General features: G+C 66.2%; 29 protein-coding genes. 21 read left to right on the forward strand and 8 right to left on the reverse strand.

Annotated features, from left to right (window positions below):
- Window positions 1-27: 27 nt before the first annotated feature.
- Both dapE and ACWIEX_RS03300 read right to left on the reverse strand, forming a co-directional pair.
- Window positions 28-1,233 (reverse strand): succinyl-diaminopimelate desuccinylase, encoded by a 1,206-nt coding sequence (dapE, locus tag ACWIEX_RS03295; protein ID WP_454031708.1) that lies wholly within the window; start codon window positions 1,231-1,233, stop codon window positions 28-30.
- A 91-nt stretch (window positions 1,234-1,324) separates the two neighbouring features.
- Complete coding sequence (locus tag ACWIEX_RS03300) at window positions 1,325-1,753, reverse strand: DUF805 domain-containing protein (RefSeq protein ID WP_454031709.1); 429 nt, start codon at window positions 1,751-1,753, stop codon at window positions 1,325-1,327.
- A 234-nt stretch (window positions 1,754-1,987) separates the two neighbouring features.
- Between ACWIEX_RS03300 and ACWIEX_RS03305 the strand changes: the two genes are divergently transcribed.
- The 10 genes from ACWIEX_RS03305 (at window position 1,988) to ACWIEX_RS03350 (ending at window position 10,944) form a co-directional block, all read left to right on the forward strand.
- On the forward strand, window positions 1,988-2,602 hold the full coding sequence (locus ACWIEX_RS03305; RefSeq protein ID WP_454031710.1) for a ribonuclease D: 615 nt from the start codon (window positions 1,988-1,990) through the stop codon (window positions 2,600-2,602).
- Window positions 2,603-2,759: 157 nt separating this feature from the next.
- The gene (gene lptC / locus ACWIEX_RS03310) at window positions 2,760-3,536 is read left to right on the forward strand and encodes an LPS export ABC transporter periplasmic protein LptC (protein WP_454031711.1); all 777 of its coding nucleotides are present in this window, start codon (window positions 2,760-2,762) and stop codon (window positions 3,534-3,536) included.
- Window positions 3,537-3,555: 19 nt separating this feature from the next.
- A complete protein-coding gene (locus ACWIEX_RS03315; protein WP_454031712.1) occupies window positions 3,556-4,239 on the forward strand; it encodes an LptA/OstA family protein in 684 nt (227 codons plus the stop codon).
- A complete protein-coding gene (lptB, locus tag ACWIEX_RS03320; RefSeq protein WP_454031713.1) occupies window positions 4,169-5,131 on the forward strand; it encodes an LPS export ABC transporter ATP-binding protein in 963 nt (320 codons plus the stop codon). The genes ACWIEX_RS03315 and lptB overlap by 71 nt, the downstream gene beginning before the upstream one ends.
- A 158-nt stretch (window positions 5,132-5,289) precedes the next feature.
- Window positions 5,290-6,813: an RNA polymerase factor sigma-54 gene (gene rpoN, locus ACWIEX_RS03325; RefSeq protein ID WP_454031714.1), complete on the forward strand. Its 1,524-nt coding sequence runs from the start codon at window positions 5,290-5,292 to the stop codon at window positions 6,811-6,813.
- A 136-nt stretch (window positions 6,814-6,949) separates the two neighbouring features.
- Window positions 6,950-7,534 (forward strand): ribosome hibernation-promoting factor, HPF/YfiA family, encoded by a 585-nt coding sequence (gene hpf, locus ACWIEX_RS03330; RefSeq protein ID WP_454031715.1) that lies wholly within the window; start codon window positions 6,950-6,952, stop codon window positions 7,532-7,534.
- Window positions 7,535-7,619: 85 nt separating this feature from the next.
- Entirely contained in the window at window positions 7,620-8,081 is a 462-nt protein-coding gene (gene ptsN, locus ACWIEX_RS03335) for a PTS IIA-like nitrogen regulatory protein PtsN (protein ID WP_454031716.1), read from the forward strand.
- A gap of 119 nt (window positions 8,082-8,200) precedes the next feature.
- Complete coding sequence (locus ACWIEX_RS03340) at window positions 8,201-9,817, forward strand: fumarate hydratase (RefSeq protein ID WP_454031717.1); 1,617 nt, start codon at window positions 8,201-8,203, stop codon at window positions 9,815-9,817.
- Window positions 9,814-10,137, forward strand: a complete 324-nt coding sequence (locus ACWIEX_RS03345) for a hypothetical protein (protein WP_454031718.1) — start codon at window positions 9,814-9,816, stop codon at window positions 10,135-10,137. Before ACWIEX_RS03340 ends, ACWIEX_RS03345 begins: the two co-directional genes overlap by 4 nt.
- 150 nt (window positions 10,138-10,287) lie before the next feature.
- Window positions 10,288-10,944 carry an MBL fold metallo-hydrolase gene (locus tag ACWIEX_RS03350; protein ID WP_454031719.1) on the forward strand — a complete coding sequence of 219 codons (657 nt, stop codon included), beginning with the start codon at window positions 10,288-10,290 and terminating at the stop codon, window positions 10,942-10,944.
- A gap of 260 nt (window positions 10,945-11,204) precedes the next feature.
- On the opposite strand, the gene ACWIEX_RS03355 is transcribed toward ACWIEX_RS03350, so the two are convergent.
- The 3 genes from ACWIEX_RS03355 to efp all read right to left on the reverse strand — a co-directional run bounded on the left by ACWIEX_RS03355 (window position 11,205) and on the right by efp (window position 13,019).
- Window positions 11,205-11,684 (reverse strand): GNAT family N-acetyltransferase, encoded by a 480-nt coding sequence (locus ACWIEX_RS03355; protein WP_454031720.1) that lies wholly within the window; start codon window positions 11,682-11,684, stop codon window positions 11,205-11,207.
- A 15-nt stretch (window positions 11,685-11,699) separates the two neighbouring features.
- Entirely contained in the window at window positions 11,700-12,218 is a 519-nt protein-coding gene (locus ACWIEX_RS03360; RefSeq protein ID WP_454031721.1) for a DUF1993 domain-containing protein, read from the reverse strand.
- 231 nt (window positions 12,219-12,449) lie between these two features.
- Window positions 12,450-13,019 (reverse strand): elongation factor P, encoded by a 570-nt coding sequence (efp, locus tag ACWIEX_RS03365; protein ID WP_306226669.1) that lies wholly within the window; start codon window positions 13,017-13,019, stop codon window positions 12,450-12,452.
- Between the two features lie 176 nt (window positions 13,020-13,195).
- Between efp and epmA the strand changes: the two genes are divergently transcribed.
- The 3 genes from epmA (at window position 13,196) to ACWIEX_RS03380 (ending at window position 16,058) form a co-directional block, all read left to right on the forward strand.
- Window positions 13,196-14,260: an EF-P lysine aminoacylase EpmA gene (epmA, locus tag ACWIEX_RS03370; RefSeq protein ID WP_454031722.1), complete on the forward strand. Its 1,065-nt coding sequence runs from the start codon at window positions 13,196-13,198 to the stop codon at window positions 14,258-14,260.
- Window positions 14,257-15,324: a lysine-2,3-aminomutase-like protein gene (locus ACWIEX_RS03375; protein WP_454031723.1), complete on the forward strand. Its 1,068-nt coding sequence runs from the start codon at window positions 14,257-14,259 to the stop codon at window positions 15,322-15,324. Before epmA ends, ACWIEX_RS03375 begins: the two co-directional genes overlap by 4 nt.
- Window positions 15,325-15,395: 71 nt before the next feature.
- Window positions 15,396-16,058 carry a DsbA family oxidoreductase gene (locus ACWIEX_RS03380; protein ID WP_091856092.1) on the forward strand — a complete coding sequence of 221 codons (663 nt, stop codon included), beginning with the start codon at window positions 15,396-15,398 and terminating at the stop codon, window positions 16,056-16,058.
- A gap of 108 nt (window positions 16,059-16,166) precedes the next feature.
- Here the strand turns inward: ACWIEX_RS03380 and ACWIEX_RS03385 are convergent, their stop codons facing one another.
- Window positions 16,167-16,931 carry a TSUP family transporter gene (locus ACWIEX_RS03385; RefSeq protein ID WP_454031724.1) on the reverse strand — a complete coding sequence of 255 codons (765 nt, stop codon included), beginning with the start codon at window positions 16,929-16,931 and terminating at the stop codon, window positions 16,167-16,169.
- Window positions 16,932-17,110: 179 nt separating this feature from the next.
- Between ACWIEX_RS03385 and pyrF the strand changes: the two genes are divergently transcribed.
- From pyrF to ACWIEX_RS03405, 4 genes are read left to right on the forward strand one after another with little or no spacing between them, the layout of a single operon-like run.
- The gene (gene pyrF, locus ACWIEX_RS03390; RefSeq protein ID WP_061965370.1) at window positions 17,111-17,818 is read left to right on the forward strand and encodes an orotidine-5'-phosphate decarboxylase; all 708 of its coding nucleotides are present in this window, start codon (window positions 17,111-17,113) and stop codon (window positions 17,816-17,818) included.
- 42 nt (window positions 17,819-17,860) lie between these two features.
- Entirely contained in the window at window positions 17,861-18,148 is a 288-nt protein-coding gene (locus ACWIEX_RS03395) for a DUF1330 domain-containing protein (RefSeq protein WP_061965368.1), read from the forward strand.
- A gap of 2 nt (window positions 18,149-18,150) precedes the next feature.
- Window positions 18,151-18,459 carry a DUF1330 domain-containing protein gene (locus ACWIEX_RS03400; protein ID WP_061965366.1) on the forward strand — a complete coding sequence of 103 codons (309 nt, stop codon included), beginning with the start codon at window positions 18,151-18,153 and terminating at the stop codon, window positions 18,457-18,459.
- A gap of 2 nt (window positions 18,460-18,461) precedes the next feature.
- Window positions 18,462-19,604 (forward strand): anhydro-N-acetylmuramic acid kinase, encoded by a 1,143-nt coding sequence (locus tag ACWIEX_RS03405; RefSeq protein WP_454031725.1) that lies wholly within the window; start codon window positions 18,462-18,464, stop codon window positions 19,602-19,604.
- A gap of 118 nt (window positions 19,605-19,722) precedes the next feature.
- On the opposite strand, the gene ACWIEX_RS03410 is transcribed toward ACWIEX_RS03405, so the two are convergent.
- Together ACWIEX_RS03410 and ACWIEX_RS03415 are read right to left on the reverse strand one after the other, a co-directional pair.
- On the reverse strand, window positions 19,723-20,862 hold the full coding sequence (locus ACWIEX_RS03410; RefSeq protein WP_454031726.1) for a helix-turn-helix transcriptional regulator: 1,140 nt from the start codon (window positions 20,860-20,862) through the stop codon (window positions 19,723-19,725).
- Window positions 20,863-20,982: 120 nt separating this feature from the next.
- Entirely contained in the window at window positions 20,983-21,924 is a 942-nt protein-coding gene (locus ACWIEX_RS03415) for a PfkB family carbohydrate kinase (protein WP_454031727.1), read from the reverse strand.
- Between the two features lie 59 nt (window positions 21,925-21,983).
- Here ACWIEX_RS03415 and ACWIEX_RS03420 point away from each other — a divergent pair, with 59 nt between their 5' ends.
- The 4 genes from ACWIEX_RS03420 (at window position 21,984) to ACWIEX_RS03435 (ending at window position 26,151) form a co-directional block, all read left to right on the forward strand.
- The gene (locus ACWIEX_RS03420) at window positions 21,984-22,754 is read left to right on the forward strand and encodes a GntR family transcriptional regulator (RefSeq protein ID WP_454031728.1); all 771 of its coding nucleotides are present in this window, start codon (window positions 21,984-21,986) and stop codon (window positions 22,752-22,754) included.
- Between the two features lie 188 nt (window positions 22,755-22,942).
- Window positions 22,943-23,551, forward strand: a complete 609-nt coding sequence (locus ACWIEX_RS03425; RefSeq protein ID WP_454031729.1) for a helix-turn-helix transcriptional regulator — start codon at window positions 22,943-22,945, stop codon at window positions 23,549-23,551.
- A 113-nt stretch (window positions 23,552-23,664) separates the two neighbouring features.
- Window positions 23,665-24,459, forward strand: a complete 795-nt coding sequence (locus ACWIEX_RS03430) for a bestrophin-like domain (RefSeq protein ID WP_454031730.1) — start codon at window positions 23,665-23,667, stop codon at window positions 24,457-24,459.
- A gap of 138 nt (window positions 24,460-24,597) precedes the next feature.
- Window positions 24,598-26,151, forward strand: a complete 1,554-nt coding sequence (locus ACWIEX_RS03435; protein ID WP_454033451.1) for an ABC transporter substrate-binding protein — start codon at window positions 24,598-24,600, stop codon at window positions 26,149-26,151.
- The last annotated feature ends 1 nt before the right edge of the window (window position 26,152 follow it).

The following is a 26,152-nucleotide window of genomic DNA, read 5'->3' on the forward strand; positions in this document are numbered from 1 at the left end:
GCGATAATGAGCCGTGGTTCCGCCGCGTCAAGCCTGACGGTGCGCGGCGAAATAGCTGGCAATCAAGCGATGCGTGATCCGTTCGAGCGCCACGAGATCGGCGACGGCGACGGATTCGTCGATCTGGTGCATCGTCTTGCCGACGACGCCGTACTCGACGACGGGGCAGTAATTCTTGATGAAGCGCGCGTCCGAGGTGCCGCCTGTGGTCGAGAGCGCCGGGCGCTTGCCGGTCTCGGCCTCAACGGCCTCAGAGACCATCGCGACGAAGGGGCCGGGCTCGGTGAGGAAGGCGACGGCATTGGTCGGCTGGACCTCGAGTGTGTAGCGAACCTGGTTGCCGGCGGCCTCGTGCAGGCGCCGTTCCAGTTCGGCGGCGAGTGTCTCCGGCGTCCAGGTGTCGTTGAAGCGGATATTGAAGGCTGCCTTCGCCTGGGCCGGGATGACGTTGGTCGCAGGGTTGCCGACATCGAGCGTCGTCACTTCGAGATTGCTCGGGTCGAAATGTTGCGTGCCGCCGTCGAGCGGCGTGGCGTCGAGGGCGGCGAGCAGGCGCACCATGCCGCGGATCGGGTTGTCGGCGAGATGAGGATAGCCGACATGACCCTGCGTGCCCTGCACGGTGAGCTTGCCGGTCAGCGACCCGCGCCTGCCGATCTTGATCATGTCGCTCATCGCAGCCGGATTGGTCGGCTCGCCGAGGATGCAGTGGTCGAAGCGCTCGCCGCGCTCATGCGCCCAGGCAAGCAGCTTCACCGTGCCGTTGACCGAGGGGCCTTCCTCGTCGCCGGTGACCAGGAAGGCGATCGAGCCGGGCGCATCGGGATTGTCACGGCCGTAGCGGATCGCGGCTGCGACCATGGCGGCGAGCCCGCCCTTCATGTCGCAGGCGCCGCGCCCGTAGAGCGTGCCGTTCTCGATCGCGCCGCCGAAGGGCTCGCGCGTCCAGGCGGCCTCGTCGCCGACAGGAACGACATCGGTATGGCCGGCGATCACGAAGACCGGAGCGGTGCTGCCGATGCGGGCATAGAGGTTCTCGACATCGGGCGTGCCGGGCTGGCTGAAGACCGGGCGATGCACATCATAGCCTTCCGCCGAGAGCACGGCGGCAAGCAGCGCGAGCGCGCCGCCTTCCGCAGGCGTCACCGAGGGGCAGCGGACCAGGGCCTGCGTCAGGGCGACGGGGTCGGTCGGGTCGAAAGGCAGGGCGGGGGAGGTCGGTGCGGCGCTCATTCCGCCGCTTTAGAGCATCGGCCCGAAAAGTGGAATGCGGTTTTCGGGAAAGCCGATGCAGAATCAAAGATCTAGAACATCGGATTGGTCTTCAATCCGATGTTCTAGCCCCCGCTGGCGTGGCCGGAACCCTATCCTGCTTCGTTGCCGACGGCAGTAGCCCGAGATCGATGAAGGCGACGACCCAGGCCATGGTCGAGATCGCTTCCAGCGACGGGCGCCAGCCGAACGGCATGACGACGCGCAGATGCTCCGGCAGCACGATCGCGCAGATCAGCAGGATGCCGAAGAGCGGTGTGCTGCCACGGTCGGTGGCGCGCTTTGCTGCCAGCGCGGCCCAGGGAAACAGGGCGAAGGCCTTGACGAAGGCGACGACCATGATCGCGTCCCGGTAACCGACCAGAAGCGGCACGGTGCGCTGGATGGCGAGCAGCGTCAGAGCGACCGCGATGCTGCCGAGCCAGAAGGTCCGCAGGCCGATGCGGCCATCGAAATCGCTGAAGAGGCGGATCAGGGACATCAGGCAAGCTCCGATGGCCTTTGTCGCACGGCTTGCCGCGAGGGTGAAGCTTATGGTGAATAAAAGGTTAACGCGCCCCTTAAGAGTTTATGTCGGCTCAGAAAGGGCTTGAACGGGGCGGGGCTGGCGGTTAGCTGCGGAACGCGCGCTGCTTTCGGCTCGCGGCCTGCCGTTCCCCTTGTCGTGAAGTGCAGTTGAAGGGCGCCTCCGTGCGGCCCCAGTGAGGTTTCGAGCATGACCATCCGTTTCCATCGCGGCGACCTGCCGGACGGCTATGAGGCCGGGTCGAGCGTCGCGATCGATACCGAGACGCTCGGCCTCAATCCGCACCGCGACCGGCTCTGCGTCGTCCAGCTGTCGCGCGGCGACGGCACCGCCGATGTCGTACAGATTCCCAAGGACGGCGAGCGTCCGAAGAACCTGATCCGCCTGCTCGAGGATCCGGCCGTTCTGAAGCTCTTCCATTTCGCCCGCTTCGATGTCGCGGTGCTCAAGCACGCCTTCGGCGTGGTCACCACGCCGGTCTATTGCACCAAGATCGCCTCGAAGCTGACCCGCACCTATACCGACCGGCACGGGCTCAAGGATCTCGTGCGCGAATTGCTCGGCGTCGACCTGTCGAAGCAGCAGCAATCATCCGACTGGGGCGCCGATACGCTGAGCGAGGCCCAGCTCGCCTATGCCGCCTCCGACGTGCTGCACCTGCACGCGCTGCACGAGAAGCTCGAGACGATGCTGGCGCGCGAAGGGCGCGGGCACCTCGCCCAGGCCTGTTTCCAGTTCCTGCCTTATCGTGCCGAGCTCGATCTTGCCGGCTGGGGCGAAACCGATATCTTCGCGCACACTTGACAATTTCCAAGGCTTCTTGCGTCAGTCTGCGCGCGGGCGGAGCGCGCGGACAAGCGCGCCCCCGACATGGACGAGCCACGCGGGGGCGCGATGTGGCCTGTCCAGTGACACGAAAATGCCGTCAGCGGCTGCCATTGCGCGGGACATGACTTTGGCAATGACCTTCAACGACCCGGCTGCGGGGCTGGCCGCGCAGGCGCTGCGCCGGCGCGCGGCCTTCGGCGCGGCGCGGCGCCATACGCAACTGGTGCACCTCCTGCGCCGGGTGATTCCCCTTGCCGCGATCGTGCTCGTGCTGGCGCTCGTCGTCATTCCTTTCCTGTCGCCGCTTGGCGGCAAGCTGGAGAATGTCTCGGTCAGCTCCGTCGGCATTACCGGCGGCAAGGTCCGGATGGAGACGCCGAAGCTCTCGGGCTACCGCAAGGACAACCGGCCCTACCAGGTCACGGCCGTGAACGCCTTCCAGGAGATCAGGAACCCGACGCAGATCGAGCTCCAGACCCTGACGGCGCGAATCCAGATGGAGCGCGAGGGTTGGGTGACGGTGAACGCGAAGACGGGGGTGTTCGATACGCAGAAGGAGAAGCTGCGTCTCATCGACGACGTCAGGATCCGCACCGAGAGCAACCACGAGATGCAGATGAAGACGGCCGATGTCGACTTCAAATCCGGCACTGTCGTCTCGAAGGAGCCGGTCAAGGTCAGCCTCGGCGAGACCACGGTGGACGCCGACACCCTTGACGTGAAGAACAATGGCGAGTTGATCGCCTTCGAGGGACGGGTGCGGGTCTTCATCCGGAACGCGCCAGCAGGTACGCTCGCCGGCCCCGAACGCGAGGGCAGCACGCCGATGCCGGAACTGCTGAACGCGAATCGGGTTCCTCCCGCGGATGCAGCACCGGCAGGCGACGCTGGTAATGGGAAGAGACAGTGACATGACCAGAGCTGGCCAGATGCTCCGTTTCGCAGATGTCCGCGACGCTGCGCTGCTTCTTGCGGCGGGTTTCGCATTGCTCGGCGCGCCGCAGGAGGCCTTCGCGCAGGCCGCCCCCGCCAAGCCGCGGGGCGCATCCTCGGCGCTGGGTGGTCTCGGCGGCGACAGCAAGGAGCCGATCAAGATCGACGCGGACAAGCTCGACGTGCTCGACAAGGAGAACAAGGCGGTCTTCTCCGGCAATGTCGTCGCCGTGCAGGGCGAGACGACGGTTCGCTGCACCGTGATGACCGTGCTCTACGAGGGCCGTGGCGGCCCGGGCGGAACCGCCGGACGCCCGGCGACGCCCGCGCCGGCTCCCAGCCCCGCAGCAGCGGGCGCGGGTGGCCAGGCCAATGACAGCTCGATCAAGCGCATTCTGTGCAAGGGGCCGGTTACGGTGGTCTCGAAGACGCAGGCCGCGACCTCGGACAATGCCGAGTTCGATCGCGCCAACAATGTCGTGATCATGACCGGCAATGTCGCCCTCAACGACGGGCCGAACGTGACCCGTGGCGAGAAGCTGATCTACAACACGACAACCGGCATCGCGAATGTCCAGGGCGGGCGCGTGCAGGGCCTGTTCGTTCCGAATGCGGCAGACGCCAACAAGACCGAGGCCGGCAAGCCCGGCGCCAAGCCGGCGCCCAAGCCCACCAACTGATCGTGCTGCAGTGACTGTTTCCGAAGCGCCTCGTCCCACGGCCGCGCCGGCGCGGCCGGCTCCACGCCCGCAGCAGCCGGGCGTCTTCGGCCGGCTGCGCGGACTGTTCGGCAATCGTGACAAGGAGGAGGTCCGCCAGGCCTCGTCCAGCGTCGCCGCGATCGGCGGACCGGGCATCCTTGCGGTCGATGGACTGCGCAAGAGCTATGGCGGGCGTGCCGTCGTCTCGGATGCGAGCCTCCATCTGCGCCAGGGCGAGGCGGTCGGCCTGCTTGGCCCGAACGGCGCTGGCAAGACGACGATCTTCTACATGATCACCGGGCTGGTCGCGGCCGATGCCGGCATCATCTCGCTCGAAGGCAACGACATCACGGCCTTGCCGATGTACCAGCGCGCGCGCCTCGGCATCGGCTACCTGCCGCAGGAAGCCTCGATCTTCCGCGGCCTGTCGGTCGAGGACAATATCCGCTCGGTGCTGGAGGTGGTCGAGCCCGACCGCAAGGCACGCGAGCGCCAGCTCGACCAGTTGCTCGAGGAATTCACCATCGCCCGCCTGCGCAAGGCGCCCTCGATCGCGCTCTCGGGCGGCGAGCGTCGGCGCTGCGAGATCGCGCGGGCCTTGGCCGGCAAGCCCTCCTTTATCCTGCTCGACGAGCCTTTCGCCGGCATCGATCCGATCGCGGTCGGCGACATCCAGGCGCTGGTGCGGCAATTGACCGATCGTGGCATCGGCGTGCTGATCACCGATCACAATGTCCGCGAGACGCTCGGCCTGGTCGACCGCGCCTATATCATCCATTCCGGGCGCGTGCTGACCGAGGGCTCGCCGGCCGAGATCATCGCCAATCCGGATGTCCGGCGCGTCTATCTGGGCGAGGATTTCCGCCTCTGAGGCGCTTTGGCCTGCTCCGCTGCGGATTTGTTGCGGTGCATCAATTTTCCGGCTGCAGGCATGGCTGAACCTTTGACGCGGCGGTAAGCCGGCGCTAGTGTCCCTTTCGCAAGCAAGAAGCGTGCCGATGGCGCGCGAGCAGGAAGGGCCTTTGGCGCATGGCGATGATGCCGCGCATGGAGCTGCGCCAGGGGCAATCCCTGGTGATGACGCCGCAGCTCCTGCAGGCGATCAAGCTCCTGCAGCTCTCGCATCTTGAGCTTCAGAATTTCGTCGAGGGCGAACTCGAGCGCAATCCGCTGCTGGAGCGCGACGAGGCGAACGACCTGCCGGCCCGGCCCGATGATGCCGATGGCCTTCACGCCGCCGACGCTGAGAGCTTCGCCCGTGCCGAGAGCCTGCACACGCAGGAGGGCATGGAGGGCAGGCTCGGCACCGGGCTCGACAACGTCTTCCAGAACGAGCAGCCGACCCCGGCCCGCAGCGAGGCGGGCGGCGCCGACAGCCTGCCGATCGTCGGCGGCGCCTATGGCGCGTCGGGCGGCTCCTTCGATGGCGATCCAGAGGGTTTCGAAAGCAGCCTGACGGCGGACGCTTCGCTGCATGATCACCTGATCGCGCAGCTCGATCTCGTCGTGATCGCGCCGGTCGAGCGCATCATCGGCCGCCACATCATCGATGCCGTCGACGACAGTGGCTATCTCGGCGAGCCTCTTGCGGAGATCGCCGAGCGGCTCGGCATCGACCTGGACAGGGTCGAGGCGGTGCTGCGCGTCGTCCAGGGTTTCGATCCGTCTGGCGTCGCGGCCCGCGACGTCGCCGAATGCCTGGCCATCCAGTTGCGCGATCGTAACCGCTTCGACCCGGCGATGCAGGCGCTGGTGGCGAACCTGCCGCTGGTCGCCAGGCGCGATTTCACTGCGCTGAAGCGCCTCTGCGGCGTCGATGACGAGGATATCGCCGATATGGTCGGCGAAATCCGCCGCCTCGACCCCAAGCCCGGCCGCGCCTTCGGTGGCTCGGCCGCCGAGACCGTGGTGCCGGACGTCTTCATCCGCGCCGCGCCAGACGGCTCCTGGCTGATCGACCTCAACCCCGATACCCTGCCGCGCCTGCTGGTCAACCAGACCTATCATGCGCGCGTTTCCCGGGCCGCCCGCAACGATTCGGACAAGGCCTTCATCGCCGAATGCCTGCAGACCGCGAACTGGCTGACCCGCTCGCTGGAGCAGCGCGCCCGGACGATCCTGAAGGTCGCGAGCGAGATCGTGCGCCAGCAGGACGGCTTCTTCGCCCATGGCGTCGAGCATCTGCGCCCGCTCAACCTCAAGACCGTGGCGGATGCGATCGGCATGCACGAATCGACCGTCTCGCGCGTGACCTCGAACAAGTACCTGACCTGCTCGCGCGGGGTCTTCGAGATGAAGTATTTCTTCTCGGCAGCGATCGCCGCGACCGGCTATGGCGAAGCGCATTCGGCCGAGGCTGTCCGCTTCCGGATCAAGCAGATGATCGACGACGAGGCGCCCTCGGCGGTCCTTTCGGACGATGCCATCGTCACCCGGCTCAAGGATGGCGGAATCGATATCGCCCGGCGCACCGTGGCGAAATACCGCGAATCCCTCAGAATCCCGTCCTCCATGGAGCGCCGGCGCGAGAAAGTCGCGATGGCGCTGGGGTAGCGTCGCGCGATTTTGTTCCAAAGCGCTGGCGCATGCGCGTCATGAGTGCGCCGGCTCATTGACAACCCCGACTCGCGGTTCTTAGCTCCTAGGGATGGCCGAACAGGGCCATGGCTAAACCAAGGGGAAGCACTCCATGAGCTTGCGAATCTCCGGCAAGAATCTCGATGTCGGCGAGGCCCTGCGCGGCCAGGCCGAGGAGCGGGTCGCTGCGGCGGTCAGCAAATATTACGAGGGTGGCTACCAGGGCCACGTCACGGTGGACAAGGACGGCTCCGCCTTCCGGACCGACGGTGTCCTGCACCTCTCCTCGGGAATCACGCTGGAAGCCTCTGCCACTGCCCATGATCCCTATGCCAGCCTCGACAAGATGGCCGAGCGCATCGAGAAGCGGCTGCGACGCTACAAGCGTCGGCTGAAGGATCGTTCGGCGGGCAATGGCCGCGACGTCGGCATCGAAATCCCCAGCTACGTAATCGCGGCTCCCGATGAGGATATCGAGGAAATCGATGGGGGCTCCGTCGGGGATAACCCGGTGATCGTCGCGGAATCGACCAAATCCCTGCATATCCGGACTGTGAGCGACGCCGTCGCGGAGCTTGACCTGACGGGCGCGCCGGTCGTCATCTTCCGCCACGCTGGCAATGGCCGCATGAACGTCGTATACCGCCGCCGCGACGGCAATATCGGCTGGATCGACCCGCCGGCATCGTTGTCCTGAGGCCGGCGGGCGATCCGCTCCGGCCGTCGAACCTGACCCGTGCCGCCGGCTTTTCGACCGGCACGGGACATGCATGGACGGGCGAATGACGCTGACCGATCTTCTGAGCCCAGCAGCGGTGATCTCGCCGCTGCGGGCCAACGGCAAGAAGCAGGCTCTGCAGGAGCTTGCGCAGCATGCCGCCTCGCTGACGGGCCTGCCGGACCGCGAGCTTTTCGAAGCCTTGCTCCAGCGCGAGCGGCTCGGCTCCACCGGTATCGGCGATGGTATCGCGATCCCGCACGGCCGCATGCCGGCGATCGATCGTCTCGTCGGGCTCTTCGCCCGTACCGAGAAGCCGATCGATTTCGACGCGCTCGACGGTCAACCCGTCGACATCATCTTCGTGCTCATCGCGCCTGAAGGTGCCGGCGCCGATCATCTCAAGGCGCTCGCCCGTGTCGCGCGCGTGCTGCGCAACCAGACCGTTCTGGAACAGGTCCGCAAGGCGCGCGATCCCGCCGCGATCTACGCGATCCTCGCCGAATCAGCCGCGCAGGCGGCCTAGGCTTAAACGCATTAAAGACTGCTTGGACGATGCCGGCCGACGGGCTATGACGCCGGCTGGATCGTTGCCGCGTCTTCCATGTCCTGATCGCGGTGCACCCTGTTTCGGAGCCGCTGGCCATGGCCTATACGCATGTCGATCTCTTTCCGCTGGGCGAGGACACCACGCCCTATCGCAAGCTCGGCAGCGAAGGCGTCAGCGTCGAGAAGATCGGCGATCGCGAGGTCCTGAACGTCTCGCGCGAGGCGATCCGCCAGCTCTCCGAGCAGGCCTTCATCGACATCAACCACCTGCTGCGCCCCGGTCATCTCGCGCAGCTCGGCAAGATCCTCGACGATCCCGAGGCGACCTCGAACGACAAGTTCGTCGCCTATGACCTGCTGAAGAACGCCAATATCGCCGCAGGCGGTGTGTTGCCGATGTGCCAGGACACCGGCACCGCGATCGTCATGGGCAAGAAGGGCCGTAAGGTCTGGACCGATGGCGACGACGAGGCGGCGCTCGGCGAGGGCGTGGCGGATGCCTATTTCAAGCGCAACCTGCGCTATTCCCAGCTCGCGCCGCTCTCGATGTTCGAGGAGAAGAATACGGCGACCAACCTGCCGGCGCAGATCGACATCTATGCCGAGGGCGAGGACGCCTACAAATTCCTCTTCGTCTGCAAGGGCGGCGGCTCTGCCAACAAGACCTTCCTCTACCAGGCGACGCCCTCGCTTCTGACCAAGGACCGCATGATGGCGTTCCTCAAGGAAAAGATCCTGACGCTCGGCACCGCCGCCTGCCCGCCCTATCACCTCGCCATCGTCATCGGCGGCACCTCGGCCGAGCAGAACCTCAAGACGGTGAAGCTGGCCTCGACCAAATATCTCGACGCGCTGCCGACGAAGGGTTCGCCCTCGGGCCATGCCTTCCGCGACATCGAGATGGAGGAAGAGGTCCACAAGATGACGCAGGCGCTCGGTGTCGGGGCGCAGTTCGGCGGCAAGTATTTCTGCCATGACGTGCGCGTCATCCGCCTGCCGCGCCACGGCGCTTCGCTGCCGATCGGCCTCGGCGTGTCCTGCTCGGCCGACCGCCAGGCCAAGGGCAAGATCACCAAAGACGGCATCTTCCTGGAGGCGCTGGAGACCGATCCGTCGAAATACCTGCCGGAGGTCGAGGACGCCTCGCTCGGCGGCGACGTCGTCAAGGTCGACCTCAACCAGCCGATGAGCGGGATCCTCGCCACGCTATCGAAGCATCCCGTCAAGACTCGCCTGTCGCTGACCGGTACCATCGTCGTCGCCCGCGACCTCGCCCATGCCAAGATCCGCGAGCGGCTGGAGCGCGGTGAGGGCATGCCCGACTATTTCAAGAACCACCCGGTCTACTACGCCGGCCCGGCCAAGACGCCGGAGGGTTTCGCTTCGGGCTCCTTCGGCCCGACCACGGCAGGGCGGATGGATTCCTTCGTCGACCAGTTCCAGTCCTTCGGCGGCTCGATGGTGATGCTCGCCAAGGGCAACCGCTCGGCCTCCGTGCGCGAGGCCTGCAAGGCCCATGGCGGTTTCTATCTCGGCTCGATCGGCGGCCCGGCGGCGCGTCTCGCGCAGGACTGCATCCGCAAGGTCGAGGTCCTCGAATATGCAGAGCTCGGCATGGAAGCGGTCTGGCGGATCGAGGTCGAGGATTTCCCGGCCTTCATCGTCATCGACGACAAGGGCAATGATTTCTTCAAGGAGCTGAACCTCGGATGAGGCTGGTCCTTGCCGTTGCGGCGCTTTTGCTGGCCGCTCCCGCGTCGGCCCAGCAACCGCGCCCGGCGACCTGCTCGCGCGACCTCTTCCAGAACGAGGCCGGCTTCCGCCAGCAGCAGACGCGGCTCGCGGGGGTTGCGAGCGCCGATCAGGCGACGCAGTGCCGCGCCTATCGCGAGCACGTTGCCTATCTCCAGAAGGCCCGCACCGTTTTCGCGACCTGCCAGGGCGGAGCGGAGCGCGCGCGCAATGTCGGGGAGATGGATGGCGAACTCGTGAATTACCGCGCCCTGATCGCCAATCGCTGCGGCGGGCGGTAAGCGCATCCGTCCTTGCGAGGAGCGAAGCGACGAAGCAATCCAGGGAGACTGGGTAGAACCGTTCAGCCCGGTCTCCCTGGATTGCTTCGCTGCGCTCGCAATGACGTCGCGGCGTGGTAGTAGCCTTCTGAGACAGTCGAAAGGCCTTCCATGACCGACCAGCCGCAGCCGCCGCTCCAGATCGCCATCGTGCCGGTGACGCCGTTCCAGCAGAACTGCTCGATCGTCTGGGAGCCGAAGTCGAACGAGGCGGCGATCGTCGATCCTGGCGGCGACGTCCCGCAGATCCTGGGTGCCCTGAAGCAGCTCGGCGTCACGCCGGTGGCGATCTGGCTGACCCACGGCCATCTCGACCATGCCGGCGGCGCGACCGAGCTGGCGGAGACGCTGTCGCTCCCGATCATCGGCCCGCATGAGGGCGACAAGCCCTTGCTCGACGCGTTGCCGGCGCAGGGGCTGCGCTTCGACATCCCCGGCATGAAGGCGGTCACACCGACGCAGTGGCTCAAGGAGGGCGACACGGTCTCGTTGGGGGATTTGACCTTCGCGGTCGCGCATGTGCCGGGCCATTCGCCGGGCCATGTCACCTTCTTCCAAAAGGACCTGCGTTTCCTGCTGGCCGGCGACACCGTCTTCGCCGGCTCCGTCGGCCGCACCGATTTCCCCTATGGCGACCACGAGGCGCTGATCTCGGGGATCAAGACCAAGCTCCTGCCGCTCGGCGATGACGTCCAGTTCCTGCCCGGCCACGGCCCGGCCAGCACGCTCGGCGAAGAGCGGCAGAATAATCCGTTCCTGCAGGGTTGAGAGAAAGCCATGGCGTCATGCTCGCCTTGTGGCGAGCATCCGCGTCTGGTCGCCAACCTGCCGAGACGGGAGGTGGAAACGAAAAGACCCGCAGCGGATGTCCGCTACGGGCCTCGGAATGAACCAACGGCCATGTCCTGAACGGGTGCGCGTACATCCGGCGTCAAACGTTCGGCTCATGGCCGTCTTCAACGGCGCTGGAGAGCTGTGGAACGCTCTCGACATCGCCGTGATTCTGAAATGGGAAGGGCGCTTCCCGATTACAAGTCCCCGGTCGAAAAAGAACTGCGCCACTCGTAAAGCGCGTCCGGCTCGCCCTCTTCATTGCGCTCGCCGTCGTTGAGGTCGACGAGGCGGAAGCCGTGGCGCTCGTAGAAGGCCCGCGCAGCCGCGTTCCGCCGGAAGGTGAACAGGTGGAGCCGTTGCGGGCTGCGCTCCTTCGCCTTGGCGAGAAGCAGCGAGCCGATGCCGCGCCGAAACTCCCCTGGCAGCAGATAGAGCTGGTCGAGATCCTCGCCGTCGAGGCAGAGGAAGCCGAGGATGCGCCCGGCCTCGCGCGCGACCCAGGTCTCGCCGGTGGCGAGCCTGACATGCGTGATCCAGCCCCTGACCTCGTCGTCGCTATGGACTCGGCGCAGATAGGGCAGGGCCTCCGCGCGCGACGCCAGGTAAAGCGCCGCGATCTCCCCGGCATCCCGGGGAGAGGCGCGTTCGATCGTGACGGCAGGCGTCGCGCTCATGCCCGAAGGCAGGCCTCAGGCGTCGAAGACGCCGAGCAGGAAGTCCTGCTTGCCGATCTGGAAGCCGTTCTGGCGCAGGATGTCGTAGGCCGTCGTGGCGTGGAAATAGAAATTCGGGATGGCGAAGCGGGTCAGATAGGCCTCGCCGGTCATCGTCACGGTCGCCGAGGGGCCGCGCGGGAAGGTGACCTCGCGGGCAAGCCCGGCATCGAGCGTGGCGCCATCGGCCGTCGCGATGAAGGCGAGCGTCTTGGCGATGCGTTCCTTCAGCTCCGGGAAGCTCTTCTCTTCGTCGGGGAAGCGCGGGTTCTCGCCGCCGGAGAGGCGCGCGACCGCGTTCTTGGCGAAGTCGCAGCAGAGCTGGATCTGGCGGGTGAAGGCGAGCATGTCCGGCGCGAGGCGGGCGGAGAGCAGCACTTCCGGCTGGATCTTGCGGGTCTCGGCCTGGTCCACGGCCTTGTCGAGAATGGCGTCGAGCGCCTTGAGCGTCTGCACGAAGCCGGAAAGGGCGGCGGCCTTGACTGTGAGCGTCATGAATGTCCTCGGAAACGACAACGGGCCCGGAAAGGGCCCGCCGCGTAAAGCTATAGAGGAGAACTTTCTCCAGGGCTCTGCGCACAAGAGGTTGTCGGCAATGCGCTGCGGGGAGGCGAATGGCGGTGCTTTCGAGAACCGGAGCGGAGCGTACCTCAGTACGTGAGCACCGGAAGCGCAGAAAGCGCCGTCAATCGGCCGCCGCAGTAGCGTTGACGGCGGCGTCTTGGATCAATCCTTCGCGCGCTCGACATAGGAGCCGTCGGCCGTCATCACGACGACGCGGGTGCCGACGCCGACATGCGGCGGCACGGCGCTGCGCACGCCGTTCGAGAGGATCGCCGGCTTGTAGGAGGAGGAGGCCGTCTGGCCCTTGGTCACCGGCTCGGTCTCGACGACTTCCAGTGTCACGCGCTGCGGCAATTCGATCGCGACGGCCTTGTCCTCGAACACCGAGAGCGAGACCTTCATGTTCTCCTGGAGATAGGGAGCGGCATCGCCGATCACGTCCTTGTCGACCGGGATCTGGTCGTAGGTCTCCGGGTTCATGAAGACGTACTGCTCGCCGTCCTGGTAGAGATAGGTGAAGTCGCGGTCCTCGACATAGGCGCGCTCGACCTGTTCGGTCGTCTTGTAGCGCTGGGTCATCTTGGTGCCGTCGGAGATGCGGCGCATGTCGATCTGCGTCGTCGGCGTGCCCTTGCCCGGGAAGAAGCTCTCGGCCGAGATGACCGTGCAGAGATGTCCGTCCAGATCCAGGACGTTGCCCTTGCGGACGGAAGAGGCGATGACCTTGACCACGTGAATGTCCTTCTGGTGCGCAGCGTTGTCGCGCAAATCTGAAATTCAGAGCATCGCTATCGCGAAAAACCGGTTCCCACTTTTTCGCGCGATGCTCTATGCGAATTCTGTCGCCGCGCAACTACCGCATTCGCGCGCGAAACGAAAGCTTTCCGACGCATTCGATGCGAGTTTCGATGAGTTCGTCCCCGACGCCGTTCTGGCGACCAGATGTCCATGCCGACCGCCGGCCGGCTCTGCTGGCGCGCGGGCGGATCAAGACGGCGCTGCGCCGCTGGTTCGAGGTCCGAGACTTCACCGAGGTCGAGGCGGCGATCCTCCAGCTCTCGCCCGGCAACGAGACGCATCTGCACGGCTTTGGTACGACGCTGATCGACAACGCGGCTGAGCCACACCCCTATTACCTGCATACCTCGCCGGAATTCGCCGCCAAGAAGCTGCTCGCGGCCGGCGAGACCCGCATCTTCGATTTCGCTCGCGTCTTTCGCAATCGTGAGCGCACGGCGCTGCATCATCCCGAATTCACGATGCTGGAATGGTACCGCGCCGGCGAGGACTATGAGGCGCTGATGCAGGATTGCGCGGCGCTGATGGCCGAGGCTGCCCGTGCCGCCGGCGCCACCATGCTGCGCTGGCGGGGCATCGAGGCCGACCCCTTCGCCGAGCCCGAGCGTCTGACCTTGCAGGAAGCGTTCAAGCGCCATGCCGGCATAGACCTGCTACGCACCGTCACGGCCGACCGGGAGGTCAATCGGGACGGGCTCGCGGCCGATGCAATCGAGGCCGGCATCCGGGTCGCCGAAGACGACACATGGTCCGACATCTTCAGCCGCATCCTGTCCGAGCGCATCGAGCCGCATCTCGGTCGCGGCCGCGCCACGATCCTCTGCGAATATCCGATCAGCGAGGCCGCGCTCGCCCGGCCCAAGCCCGGCGATCCGCGCGTGGCCGAGCGCTTCGAGCTCTATGCCTGTGGCGTCGAGCTTGCGAACGCCTTCGGCGAGCTCACCGATCCGGCCGAGCAGCGTCGCCGTTTCGAGGCCGATATGGACGAGAAGGAGCGCATCTATGGCGAGCGCTATCCTGTCGACGATGATTTCCTGGAAGCGCTGGCGCTGATGCCGGCGGCCTCCGGCATCGCGCTCGGCTTCGACCGGCTCGTCATGCTCTGCGTCGGCGCGCGCCGGATCGAGGACGTGCTCTGGACGCCGGTCGCGGAACCGGGCAGGGGAAGGGCATGACCGTTCACCAGCCCCCCGGCGGCCAGCCTTTGCGCAGCATCGACGCGCTCATCGAGGTCGGCTTGGCCACGCCCGCGCGCCGCGATGCCCTGCAGAAGGTCGCCGAGCGTTATGCCGTCTCGGTGACGCCGGCCGTTGCCGGGCTGATCGATCCCACCAAGCCGGCCGACCCGATCGCCCGCCAGTTCATTCCCGATGTCGCCGAGCTCGTCACGCTGCCGCAGGAGCTTGCCGATCCGATCGGCGACGACGCTCACTCTCCGGTCGAAGGCGTGGTCCATCGCTATCCCGACCGCGCTTTGCTCAAGCTCGTCCACGCCTGCCCGGTCTATTGCCGCTTCTGCTTCCGCCGCGAGATGGTCGGCCCCGGCGGCGATGCCCTGACCGGCGCGAAGCTCGACGCCGCGCTCGGCTATCTCGCCTCCCGGCCCGAGATTTGGGAGGTGATCATGACGGGCGGCGATCCCTTCATCCTCTCCGCCCGCCGCGTCCGCGAGGTGGCGAAGCGCCTTGGCGCGATCCCGCATATCAAGGTCGCGCGCTGGCACACCCGCGTGCCCGTCGTCGATCCCGGCCGGATCACGCCGGATTACGCGAAGGCACTGCGCATCCCCGGCAAGGCGAGCTATATCGCCATCCACGCCAACCATCCGCGCGAGTTCACCGAGGATGCCTGCGCCGCTATCGCGACGCTGGCCGATGCCGGCCATGTCCTGCTCAGCCAGTCGGTCCTGCTCAGGGGCGTCAATGCCGATGTCGAGACGCTGGGCGCCCTGATGCGGGCCTTCGTCGAGAACCGCATCAAGCCCTATTACCTGCACCATCCCGATCTCGCGCCCGGCACCTCGCATTTCCGATTGACGCTGGAAGAGGGGCAGGCGCTGGTCAAAAGCCTGCGCGGGAACCTTTCCGGCCTGTGCCAGCCGACCTATATCCTCGACATCCCCGGCGGTGCCGGCAAGATTCCGGTTGGCCCTGCCTTCCTCTCCGGTTGCGAGACGCCGGGCGTGGAAGCGCTCGCCGAAGACCGTCATGGCGGGCAGCATCGCTACCCGCCGGCCTGAGGCATCGGCCCGAGAAGTGGAATCCGGTTTTCGGGAAAAGCCGATGCCGAGACGAGCATGAGGATATCGACATGCAGGACAAGATGCCGCTCGCGATCGTCTCCGACATCGCCTGCCCCTGGTGCTTCATCGGCAAGGCGCGGCTGGAGACGGCGCTGGAGCGCTACGGCCTGAACGAGCGCTTCGCCATTACCTGGCTGCCCTATGAACTCAACCCGGAGATGCCTGAAGAGGGCATGGACCGCACGCAATACCTCGAAAGCAAGTTCGGCCCCGGCAAGCGCAAGGAAATCGAGGTTCGGCTGTCGGAGGCGGCGCTGGAGAGCGGCGTCACCTTCAACTGGGCGAAGGTGACGAAGAGCGTCAACACCCGCATGGCGCATATGCTGGTCGCGGCTGCCTCGACGGTGCAGCGCGGCGGCGACATGACGGCGGCCCTGTTCAAGGCCTATTGGCAGGATGGGCGCGATATCGGCGATCTCGAGACGCTGATCCAGATTGCGGTCGAGCAGGGTTTTGACGAGCAGGCTGCGCGGGATGAGCTGGCCAATGACGAGTTGCGCGAGACCGTGATCGGGCTGGAGGATCACGCCCGCAAGGTCGGCGTCACAGGCGTGCCCTTCTTCATCGTCGACGGCAAGCTCGCGGTCTCGGGCGCGCAGCCGCCGGAAGTCTGGGCGCAGGTCTTCCAGCAGGTGCTGACGGCGCAGGCCCCGCAGGAGCCGCAGTTCTAAGCGCGGCCGCTCCCGTCATGGTCGGGCTTGTCCCGACCATCCACGTCTTCCTTCAGGCAATGCGGTGTTCAAGACGTGGATGCTCGCCACAAAGGCGAGCATGACGTTTCAAAAGCCCAGCAGGTGGACGGCCGCTGGCGCACCGAGCGACACGCCCGACAGGAACAGCAGCAGGAACACCATCTGCCGCATGACGGCTTGCGAAAGCGGGGGCGGATAGCGGCGTGCCAGATGCGTTCCCGCGATCACTGCCGGAATGGCGAAGAGAGCCGATAGCGTCGATGCCGCGGGAATCTGTTGGGAGGCAATGACGAGCCCCGTCCGGAACAGGGCGTTCAGCGCGAAGATCGTCACCAGCGTTTCCCTGACGACGACGAGCGGCATCGGCTGGCGATAGAAATGGTAGACCAGCGGCGGGCCCGCGGTCGAGAACAGGCCTCCCATCAATCCGGCGATGCCACCGAAGAACAGGAAGCTGGGAGCTCGCGACGGCTGCCGGAGCGGGTCCGGCTTCCGTGCGAGCTGCAGGCTGGAGACGATGATGACGAAACCCAGCGCCAGTCGCAGCAGATCGGCCCGGCTCGCGGCCAGCCATTCCAGCAGATTGAAGCCGATGAAGAGGAAGGGCCAGCTCGCGATCAGCACCAGCCCGAACCTGCGCCAGTCGACATCGCGCCAGCCCTTGAGCAGCATCTGCGCCGCGTTGACCAGCGTGAGAACACTGACGAGCATGGCGGCATCGGGCAGCGAGAGCAGACCGGTCAGCCCGACGCCGCCCATCGTGATCAGCCCGAAGGCGAAACCGGTCAGCGTCTGGACATAGGCGGCCATGCCGGTCAGCAGCAGAAACCCGGTCAGGGCAGCCCAGGACATCGTCGGCGTCTCCGAGGAAGCGGAGCATGTGGCCTAGAGGGTCGGCCGGTCGGGGGAAACAGGTTTCTCGGAAAGGCAGCAATGCGCAGAAGGATGTTCTCCGTGCCGGGCTCGCGCTTCCCGCGCTTGCATCCTGCTTCGAATCATGCGCCTTCCCTCGAAACTCAGGGAGCCGGTTGATGAACCCGAAGATCAACGATGTCCGCGACCGCCTGATCGTCGCCCTCGACGTACCGACCGTGTGGGATGCCTACCGCCTGGTCTCGACGCTGGGCGATGGCGTCACCTTCTACAAGATCGGCTATCGCCTCGCCTTCGCCGGCGGCCTCGATCTCGCGCGTCAGCTCGTCGCCGAGGGCAAGAAGGTCTTCCTCGACCTCAAATTGCACGACATCGGCAACACCGTGACCGAGGGCGTGGATTCGCTGACCAAGCTCGGCGTCACCTTCCTCACGGTCCACGCTTATCCGCAGACCATGCGCGGCGCCGTCGAAGGCCGCGGCGATGCCGACCTGAAGCTGCTCGCGGTCACTGCGCTCACCTCCTATGACGATGGCGACCTGCGCGATGCAGGCTATGGGCTCGCGGTGCGCGATCTCGTGCGCCTGCGCGCCGAGCAGGCCCGCACGGCCGGCATCGATGGCATCGTCTGCTCGGCTGCCGAGACGGCGATCGTGCGCGAGGTCATCGGGCCGGACATGGTCATCGTGACGCCGGGCATCCGGCCTTCCGGCAGCGCGGCGGGCGACCAGAAGCGCACGCTCACCCCGGCCGAGGCGATCCGCGTCGGCGCCGATCACCTTGTCGTCGGGCGTCCCATCATCCGCGCGGCAGACCCGCGTGCGGCGGCGGGCGCGGTCATGGACGAGATCGTCGCGGCTTCGTAAGCTCCGCCGATCGCAAACCCGATTCAGCCAACGGACTGCACCATGCCCAAGGGATATGTCATCGGCCGCGCCAAGGTCTCCGACGCGACCAAATGGGCGGGCTATGCCGCCAAGGCCTCCGAGGTCATGAAGATCTACGGCGGCACGCCGATCGTGCGCGGCGGCCAGATGACGGTAGGCGAAGGCGAGGGCCGCGCCCGCAACATCATCATCGAGTTCAAGGATTTCGCATCGGCACGAGCCTATCTGTTCTCGCCTGAATATGCCGAGGCGCGAAAGCTGCGCGAAGGTGCCGGCGAGATCGATCTCGTCGCCGTCGAGGGAGCCTGACCGTGGCCAAAGGTTACTGGATCGCGCGCGTCGACGTCGAGAACGCCGAGGCCTATGCCAAGTACCGTTCGCTCAACGCTGTCGCCTTCGCCAAATACGGCGCGAAATTCCTGGTGCGCGGCGGCGAATACAAGCTCGCCCGCGGCGAGGGCCGCAAGCACAACGTCGTCATCGAGTTCAAGGACGAGGAGACGGCCCGCGCCTGCTACGCTTCGCCCGAGTACCAGGAGGCGGTGAAGCACCTGAGCAGCGCCGGCCAGTCCGATCTCGTGATCATCGGCGGCTATGACGGGCCGCAGCCGGGCGAATAGCCTTGTCCGGCGCGAGGCCTGAGGCCGACCTGCCGCAGGAGAGCCTGACCGCGATCGGCGTGATCAGCGGCACGTCGATGGATGCCATCGACGTCTCGCTGGTGACGAGCGACGGGCGTGACGTCGTCTCCTTCGGCGCCGGCGCCTCCTATCCCTACCGCGACGCCACGCGCCGGGAGCTTCAGGCCGTGATCGCCGATGCCGAGCGGGCCGGGCGCGCTCCGCTGGCGGAGCTCGAGGCCGCTGTCACCGCCGACCATCTCGCCGCCATCCGGGCTTACATCGCCGATCAGGGGCTCGCTCTCGCCGCCATCGATCTCGTCGGCCTGCACGGCCAGACGGTCTACCACCGGCCGGAGCAGCGCTTCACCCGCCAGCTCATCGACGGTCAGGCGGTGGCCGATGCGCTGGGCATCCCCACGGTCGACCGGTTCCGCGATGCCGATGTCGCGGCCGGCGGGGAGGGCGCACCCTTTGCCCCGCTCTATCATCGCGCCCTCGCTCAGGGCCTCGAGCAGCCGGTGATGGTCCTCAATCTCGGCGGCGTCGGCAATGTCACCTATATCGACGGCGATACCGTCGTTGCCTTCGATACCGGTCCGGCAAGCGCGATCCTCGACGATTTCGTGCTGCGCCGGCTCGGCCGGCCCTATGACGCCGATGGCGCGCTGGCGGCCAGCGGGCGCGTGCATGACGATCTCGTTGCCGGCTTCATGGCCAATCCCTTCTTCGACCGGCCTGCGCCGAAATCGCTCGACCGCAACGATTTCCATCGCCGCGCCCAGGTCGTCGAGCGGCTCTCGGATGCCGATGGCGCGGCGACGCTGGCGGCCTTTACCATCGAGAGCCTCGTTGCGGCGCTGCGCCATGTCCCGCGCCGGCCGCAGCGCTGGCTCGTCGGCGGTGGTGGCCGGCTCAACCGGCATTTCATGACGCGGCTCGCCGAGCGGCTGGGTGTGCCGGTCGAGCCGGTGGAGGCGGTCGGCTGGAACGGCGATGCGCTGGAGGCGCAGATCTTTGCCTATTTCGCCATACGCTCGGTGAAGGGACTGCCGCTGAGCCTGCCTTCGACCACCGGCGTGCCCAAGCCGATGACGGGCGGGCGGTTTCATCGACCTGCCGGATATTCTCCGTCATTTGGATGACGAAACGGCCGCGGCGCTTCGTCTAGGCTCGTTTTCATAACCTGACCGAGAGGAAGACAGGAAAACGGGCCAAAGAATCGGCAAATATTGCTTGGCTTCAGCCGGGGATGTCGAGGGTTCAGCGCGGCCGAAGGGGGAGTTCGGCGCTGCGCAGCAGTGAAACGAGCTGACTTTGCTGTCGGGTATTCGTCTTCTGGAAGATCCGCGCCAGATGCGTGCGGGCGGTCGAAATCCGGACACCCTGGGCTTCGGCGGCCTCGGTCAGGGATGATCCGCTCGCGAGCGCGGAGGCGAATTTGGCTTCGGTATCGGTGAGGTCGAAGAGCTGGCGCGCGCAGGCGACGAGATTGGTCGCTGTTTCCAGGCGCCGCAGCGCGATCAGGACCTGGCCGGCCGCGTGATCCTGAGCAGGCGAAGGGGGCGCTGGCATGGCGCAGGCCGAAAGCGAATGAGAACCATCCTCGCCATGCAGGATCATGCTGGCCTGATGATGGGCGAGGGGGTCCAGTGCACTTCGCAGGGTGCCTTCGACCAATCGCCTGAGCTGGCGCTGGTCGGCCGGCTGGCGCGCGAACAGGCGGCCCTGGCGCAGCCCGAGCGCGCCGTCAGGGTCGGCCAGGATCTCGTCGGCGCCTTCATTGGCATAGGTGATGCGCATGTCCTGGTCGAGGATTGCGAGGCCGATGGCGATCCGGTCGAGAGCGCCGCGGGCTTCGTCCCGCTGGATGGTCACCCGGCCGATATGACGGCGCAGTTCGACCACGCGCCGCAGCACCGGATAGAGCTTTTCGAGCAGGGCGGCATCCTCGGCGTCGAAACCCTCCTGATGCCGGCCGCGCTGCACGTCGAAGAACCAGAAGGCCTGCCCATTCCCGGCAAGCCGGCAGGCCAGGCCGCCAAACATGTCCTGCGGGCGCATCCATTCCTGCCAGACGCGGGAGCTGCGCAGGGCTTCCGCGCCGAACACCTCGTGATCGCGGTAGATCGCGCCGAACGGGATGTCGCGCAATGCGTCGCCCATCTCGATGAAATCGGGCGCGAGCTCGCCGAAGCAGCGCTCCTGCAGCGCGGGGTCGGGATTGGTCGCGTAGGACGCCCAGTCCTCGGCGTTGGGGCCGAACCCGGCGAAGCAGGCTTTCGAGCCGTTGAAGAGCTGCCGCATCGTTTCCGCAGCGGCCTGCATCTGCCCTTCGTCCATCGCCCCGACCAACAACCGGTCGATCGCGGACATCACGGTATCGACGTCGAGGCGCGGCATGAGAGGTCCCGGCTGGCCACGGAAGGCGCATGCGTGATGCGCAATCCCGAAACTAGCAGTATGGACCGTTCAGGAAAAGTCCAAAAGCAATCCAAATTTTCTCATCGCGAGGAGGTCGCTTCACCTCCCGCTCATCATCGCGATGGCCTCGGCCGTGGGCAACGCCTCGAAGACGCCGTGGCGGGTGGTCGTCAGCGCGCCCGCCGCCGCGGCGTCGCGCAGGGCTTCGGGCAAGGCCAGTCCCATCGCCAGCCGGACGCCGAGCGTCGTGGCGAAGGCGTCGCCGGCGCCGAGCGAATCGATCGCCTCGACGGGGAAGCCCGCCTGCACGATGGCGGGACCATCCGCCGTGACGGCCACGGCTCCGGCTGCACCTCGGGTCAGGACGACGAGGCGCGGGCCGTGCTTCAGGAGTGCTGGCCCGAGTTCCCTCGCGAAGCGGTCCGGATCGGTTGCCTCGTCCTGCTCCCGGCCGAGCGTGGCCGCGAGGCCGCGGGCTTCGGTCTCGTTGATGATCAGGATCGAGGTCAGCGCCAGGATGGCGGCGGGAATCGGCCGGAAGGGCGAGGGGTTGAGCAGGGTCGGGACACCGGCCTGTCGGGCCAGCGCAAAGGCCGCCTCGATCGGTGCATCGCCGACCTCGAACTGGGCCGTCACCAGCGTCGCATCGGCAATGGCCGGCGCCCGCTGCCGGACATTCGCGGCCGACAAGGAGAGATTGGCGCCGGAGGCGACGGCAAGGCAGGTCTCGCCGCTGGCGTCCGTGAAGCCGATGCCGCTGCCGGTCGCGCCGTCGAGACGGACCAGCATCGATTGCGGCAGGCCGGCCCGTTCGAGCGCCGGCGGCGCGAAGGCTGCGGCGAGGTCGTCGCCGACGGCGAGCAGGCCCTCGACCGCGGCGCCAAGGCGGCGCACCATGATCGCCTGGTTCAGCCCCTTGCCGCCCGGCTCGATCGTCACGGTTTCGGCCGCGAGCGATTCGCCCGGGCGCGGGAAGCGGACGACTTTCGCCGAGCAGGAGACGACGAAGCTTCCCAGCACGAAAACAGGTTTGCCGGTCATAGGGTTTGATTTTCCCATTCACGAACTGCTACGCGGGTTGTGTCACGCTCATGCCATCGATGACAGTGCCTAAGCAGATTGCAAAACCGCCCTTCCAGAACCTGCTGGAACTGCGCACCGACACCGCCAAGCCGCTCTACCAGCAGCTCGAGGACCAGCTGACTCAGCTGATCGGCGACGGCACGCTGCCGCCGGGCACGACCCTGCCGGCCGAACGCCAGCTCGCCGAGCGCCTCAGCATCAGCCGCGCCACCGTGCAGCGCTCCTACAACGCCCTGCGCGAGCGCAAATTGCTGAGCGCGCAGGGGCGGCTGGGCTCGATCGTGCAAGGGGCCGGGCCGCGCCTGCATTCCGGCATGGACCGGCTGAAGGGCTTCACCGAGGAGATGCAGGAGCTCGGCCGTGTGCCGTCCTCCCGCATCGTCGAGCGCTCCGTGGTCAACGACCGCTCGATCGCCTCGATCTTCGGTCGTTCCTCGCATGCGCGCTTCCTCAAGCTGGTCCGCATTCGCTCCGGCGACGGCATCCCGATGTCGCGCGAGGTCGCCTGGTATAACCTGGAGCGGGCGCCGGACCTGGCCGAGAGCGATCTCTCCGGCTCGGTCTATGCCCGGCTCGCCGAACTCGGCCTGCCCCTGACGCGCTGCGACCAGACCATCGAGGCGGCGGCGCCGACGACCGAGGAGCGCGCCATCTTCGGCTTCGATGCTCCCGTGCCCTGCCTGCTGATCAAGCGGCGCAGCTACGGCGCCGACGGTGACATGCTCGAATATGTCGAGGGCCTGTTCCGGGGCGATACCTATACCTACAAGCTGACGCTGACCGCCTGACGCGGGCGGTCGAGGCCCCTGCCGCGGGTGCCCGAATTCGATATCCAATAACAGTCCAAAATTGAGACGAGCATTGAACCTGCTCGCGCCTTGCCGCGACCAAGGAGAACGGAGCTGCATCCGGCCGGGTTTTCGGTTCTCCGGCAACAGGGTGCGGCGACCCGTCGATTGCAGGGATGGATATTGCGATGTCGCTTCACGTCTCGATTGCCGCCAGGACGAGCTACAGCCCGTTTCACGCACGCGCCCATGTCGACCCCGATGCCTTCGGGCGGGCTTCCAGGCCGGTTTTCGTCATCGATGCCGAGCTGAACCAGCGCTTCGGCAACTGCGGCGCGGCGGCGCTGACCCGCGACGGTCTGGGTGGTATCGACCGCTTCACCGCCAGCGACAAGGATTTCATGGCGCGGTTGCAGCTCTGGCTGAAGCGTTGCCGCACGGGCAGTGCGGCCGGCGAGATGCGGTTGCCGCTGGTGCTGCGCAATGGCCGGCAGATCGCGATCGACGCGGTTCATCTGACGAGCATCGAATTGTTCGTCCTGACGGTGGACGATCCCGAGAGCGCGATGGACCGCAACATCGCCCGTGTCAGCGAGGCCTGCGGCCTGACGCCGACCGAGGAGCGCATGCTCGTCCTGATGGTCGAGGGGCTGGATACGATCATCGCCGCCAAGCGGCTGGGCATCGCGCCGACCACCGCAAGGACCCATCTCCAGCGCCTCTTCGCCAAGACCGGCACGGCCCGGCAGAGCGAACTCGTCCGCTTCGTCGCGACCTATGTCGAGGAACTCCGCTGAGCACGCGGGCTCCATGGCGAAGAATCCGTCGCCTCTGTTGACAGGGCCTGTGGTCGCACGCCCATCTGGGCCGGTATGCGCAGGGACCGCATCCGTCCGGAGCGATCGCGACCATGGCCGAGACGCTGGCAGCCTTCATTTTCTGCGCATTGCTCAGCGGCAGCGCCATCTTCGGCGTCAAGCTACGGGGCTGGCTGTCGGAGGAGCATCTCTCCGAACGCACGATGGAGGCGATCCGGCTGGTGACGAGCCTGCTGGTGACCTTCGCCGCCCTGGTGCTCAGCCTGCAGCTTTCCAGCGTCAAGGCGGCCTTCGATACGGCCTATCGCGATCGCAATGCCGATGCGGCCGGACTCGCCCAATTCGATGAATGCCTGCGCGGCTACGGGGCCGAGGCCGATCCGATCCGGTTCGACCTGCGCAGCTATACGGCCGCGGTCATCGCCAGCACCTGGCCGCTGGAACCGCGCCCAGCGGGCGTCTCCTACCCCGATACCACTGCCATGGCCCGCGAAGGCGCCGACCCCTCGCTCGGCGCTCTCCTCGCGCGCATCGGCCGGGCGATCAACGCTCTGGCTCCCGGCGACACGCTTCATGCCAATGTCGCTACGGAGTGCCGGGCGGCTTATCAGAGGGTGCAGCAGCGGCGCTGGGCCGTCATCGAGGATGTGCGCGGCCCGGTCTCGCCACTGTTCACCAGCGTCATGACCTTCTGGCTGATGCTGGTCTTCCTGAGCTTCGGGTTGCAGATCCCGCGCCGGCGCCTCGCCGCGATCGTATTGGCGATCGGCATCGTCTCGATCTCCACGGTGATGTTCGTGATCACCGATCTCGAGACGCATTATGGTGGGTTGTTCGGCATTTCCAGCGCCTCGATGCGCGATGCGCTTACGGGCATGGCCCGCTGACGCGCCCGGCCGGTTGGCGCGGCGCTTGCCAAGAGACGCATGATCGGGTGCGATGGCATCCGACGATCCGAACGGATCCGCTTCAAACGATATGATCTCGATATGAGACAGGGGAACGAGCAGATGATGGCCAGGGCTATGGGCTTGAGATTCGGTTTGGCGCTGGCGGCGTCGGTTCTCGCGCTGGGCGCCGCGCAGGCCCAGGAACCGAAGAAGGGCGGGACGGTCCATGTCGTCGTCCAGCCCGAGCCGCCGATGCTGATGCAGGGCCTCAACCAGAACGGCCCGACCAACATGGTCGCCGGCAACATCTACGAATCGCTGCTGCGCTATAACGAGAAGCTCGAGCCGCAGCCCTCGCTCGCCAAGAGCTGGGAAATCTCGCCTGACGCCAAGACCTACACCTTCAAGCTCCAGGAAGGCGTGAAATGGCATGACGGCAAGCCGTTCACGGCCGACGACGTGGTTTTCACGCTCGACAAGTTCCTGCGCGAGGTTCACCCGCGCTGGCGCCCGATCGTCAACGCCCAGGTCGAGAAGATCGAGAAGGTCGACGATCTCACCGTGAAGATCGTGCTGAAGCAGCCCTTCGGCCCGCTGATCATCACGCAGGAGGTCGCCTCCGCGCCGATGATCCCCAAGCACATCTATGACGGCACGGATTATCGCGCCAACCCCGCCAACAACACGCCGATCGGCACCGGCCCGTTCAAGCTCAAGGAGTGGAAGAAGGGCTCCTATATCCACCTCGTCAGGAACGAGGACTACTGGCTGAAGGGCAAGCCCAACCTCGACGAGATCTACTGGCAGATCATTCCCGATGCAGCCGCCCGCGCCGTTGCCTACGAGACGGGCAAGGTCGACGTGCTGACCGGCGGCTCGGTCGACGTCTACGACGTCGCGCGCCTCTCCAAGCTGCCCAATACCTGCATGACCACCAAGGGCTGGGAGATGTTCGCCCCCCATGCCTGGATCACGCCGAACGTGCGCAACGGCATCCTCGGCAACAAGCAGTTCCGCCAGGGGTTGATGTACGCGATCGACCGCGAATTCGGGAAGGACGTGGTCTGGGGCGGCCTCGGCAAGCTGCCGACCGGGCCGATCTCGTCCAAGACCAAGTTCTATTCGGCCGACGTGCCGAAATACACTTACGATCCCGCCAAGGCGAAGGAGCTGATTAAGGCCTCCGGTTACAAGGGCGAGACGATCAAGCTGCTCAACCTGCCCTATGGCGAGACCTGGAGCCGTTGGTCGGAGGCGATCAAGCAGAATTTCGAGGATGTCGGCGTCAAGATCCAGATCGAGAACACCGACGTGCCTGGCTGGACGCAGAAGGCGTCGAACTGGGATTTCGACCTGAACTTCAACTTCCTCTACCAGCTCGGCGACCCCGCCATGGGCGTGGCGCGCTCTTACATCTCCTCCAACATTGCCAAGGGCAATCCCTTCGCCAATGTCGGCGGCTATTCCAATCCGGAAGTCGACAAGCTCTTCGCCGACGCTGCGATCGCACCGACCGACAAGGAGCGCCAGGAGCTCTACACCAAGGTGCAGAAGGTTCTCGCCGACGAATTGCCGGTGCTCTGGCTGCTCGAGATGGACTTCCCGACCATCTATCGCTGCAACGTCAAGAACCTCGTCACGACCGGCGTTGGCGTGAACGACGGCTTCCGCGACGCCTGGAAGGAGTAAG

This window comes from Allobosea sp. NPDC055353 (assembly GCF_053644975.1).

What these genes read in the sequence shown, in the direction of transcription:
- ACWIEX_RS03315 (WP_454031712.1), top strand. Translation starts at nt 3,556, where the DNA reads ATGCTCCGTTTCGCAGATGTCCGCGACGCTGCGCTGCTTCTTGCGGCG.
- ACWIEX_RS03410 (WP_454031726.1), bottom strand. Translation starts at nt 20,862, where the DNA reads ATGCCGCGCCTCGACGTCGATACCGTGATGTCCGCGATCGACCGGTTG.
- lptC (WP_454031711.1), top strand. Translation starts at nt 2,760, where the DNA reads ATGACCTTCAACGACCCGGCTGCGGGGCTGGCCGCGCAGGCGCTGCGC.
- ACWIEX_RS03300 (WP_454031709.1), bottom strand. Translation starts at nt 1,753, where the DNA reads ATGTCCCTGATCCGCCTCTTCAGCGATTTCGATGGCCGCATCGGCCTG.
- ptsN (WP_454031716.1), top strand. Translation starts at nt 7,620, where the DNA reads ATGACGCTGACCGATCTTCTGAGCCCAGCAGCGGTGATCTCGCCGCTG.
- ACWIEX_RS03425 (WP_454031729.1), top strand. Translation starts at nt 22,943, where the DNA reads ATGTCGCTTCACGTCTCGATTGCCGCCAGGACGAGCTACAGCCCGTTT.
- ACWIEX_RS03380 (WP_091856092.1), top strand. Translation starts at nt 15,396, where the DNA reads ATGCAGGACAAGATGCCGCTCGCGATCGTCTCCGACATCGCCTGCCCC.
- ACWIEX_RS03430 (WP_454031730.1), top strand. Translation starts at nt 23,665, where the DNA reads ATGGCCGAGACGCTGGCAGCCTTCATTTTCTGCGCATTGCTCAGCGGC.
- ACWIEX_RS03420 (WP_454031728.1), top strand. Translation starts at nt 21,984, where the DNA reads ATGACAGTGCCTAAGCAGATTGCAAAACCGCCCTTCCAGAACCTGCTG.
- ACWIEX_RS03385 (WP_454031724.1), bottom strand. Translation starts at nt 16,931, where the DNA reads ATGTCCTGGGCTGCCCTGACCGGGTTTCTGCTGCTGACCGGCATGGCC.
- ACWIEX_RS03340 (WP_454031717.1), top strand. Translation starts at nt 8,201, where the DNA reads ATGGCCTATACGCATGTCGATCTCTTTCCGCTGGGCGAGGACACCACG.
- hpf (WP_454031715.1), top strand. Translation starts at nt 6,950, where the DNA reads ATGAGCTTGCGAATCTCCGGCAAGAATCTCGATGTCGGCGAGGCCCTG.
- lptB (WP_454031713.1), top strand. Translation starts at nt 4,169, where the DNA reads ATGCGGCAGACGCCAACAAGACCGAGGCCGGCAAGCCCGGCGCCAAGC.
- ACWIEX_RS03345 (WP_454031718.1), top strand. Translation starts at nt 9,814, where the DNA reads ATGAGGCTGGTCCTTGCCGTTGCGGCGCTTTTGCTGGCCGCTCCCGCG.
- ACWIEX_RS03415 (WP_454031727.1), bottom strand. Translation starts at nt 21,924, where the DNA reads ATGACCGGCAAACCTGTTTTCGTGCTGGGAAGCTTCGTCGTCTCCTGC.
- ACWIEX_RS03355 (WP_454031720.1), bottom strand. Translation starts at nt 11,684, where the DNA reads ATGAGCGCGACGCCTGCCGTCACGATCGAACGCGCCTCTCCCCGGGAT.
- epmA (WP_454031722.1), top strand. Translation starts at nt 13,196, where the DNA reads ATGAGTTCGTCCCCGACGCCGTTCTGGCGACCAGATGTCCATGCCGAC.
- dapE (WP_454031708.1), bottom strand. Translation starts at nt 1,233, where the DNA reads ATGAGCGCCGCACCGACCTCCCCCGCCCTGCCTTTCGACCCGACCGAC.
- ACWIEX_RS03375 (WP_454031723.1), top strand. Translation starts at nt 14,257, where the DNA reads ATGACCGTTCACCAGCCCCCCGGCGGCCAGCCTTTGCGCAGCATCGAC.
- ACWIEX_RS03395 (WP_061965368.1), top strand. Translation starts at nt 17,861, where the DNA reads ATGCCCAAGGGATATGTCATCGGCCGCGCCAAGGTCTCCGACGCGACC.
- ACWIEX_RS03305 (WP_454031710.1), top strand. Translation starts at nt 1,988, where the DNA reads ATGACCATCCGTTTCCATCGCGGCGACCTGCCGGACGGCTATGAGGCC.
- ACWIEX_RS03435 (WP_454033451.1), top strand. Translation starts at nt 24,598, where the DNA reads ATGGGCTTGAGATTCGGTTTGGCGCTGGCGGCGTCGGTTCTCGCGCTG.
- ACWIEX_RS03350 (WP_454031719.1), top strand. Translation starts at nt 10,288, where the DNA reads ATGACCGACCAGCCGCAGCCGCCGCTCCAGATCGCCATCGTGCCGGTG.
- pyrF (WP_061965370.1), top strand. Translation starts at nt 17,111, where the DNA reads ATGAACCCGAAGATCAACGATGTCCGCGACCGCCTGATCGTCGCCCTC.
- rpoN (WP_454031714.1), top strand. Translation starts at nt 5,290, where the DNA reads ATGGCGATGATGCCGCGCATGGAGCTGCGCCAGGGGCAATCCCTGGTG.
- ACWIEX_RS03360 (WP_454031721.1), bottom strand. Translation starts at nt 12,218, where the DNA reads ATGACGCTCACAGTCAAGGCCGCCGCCCTTTCCGGCTTCGTGCAGACG.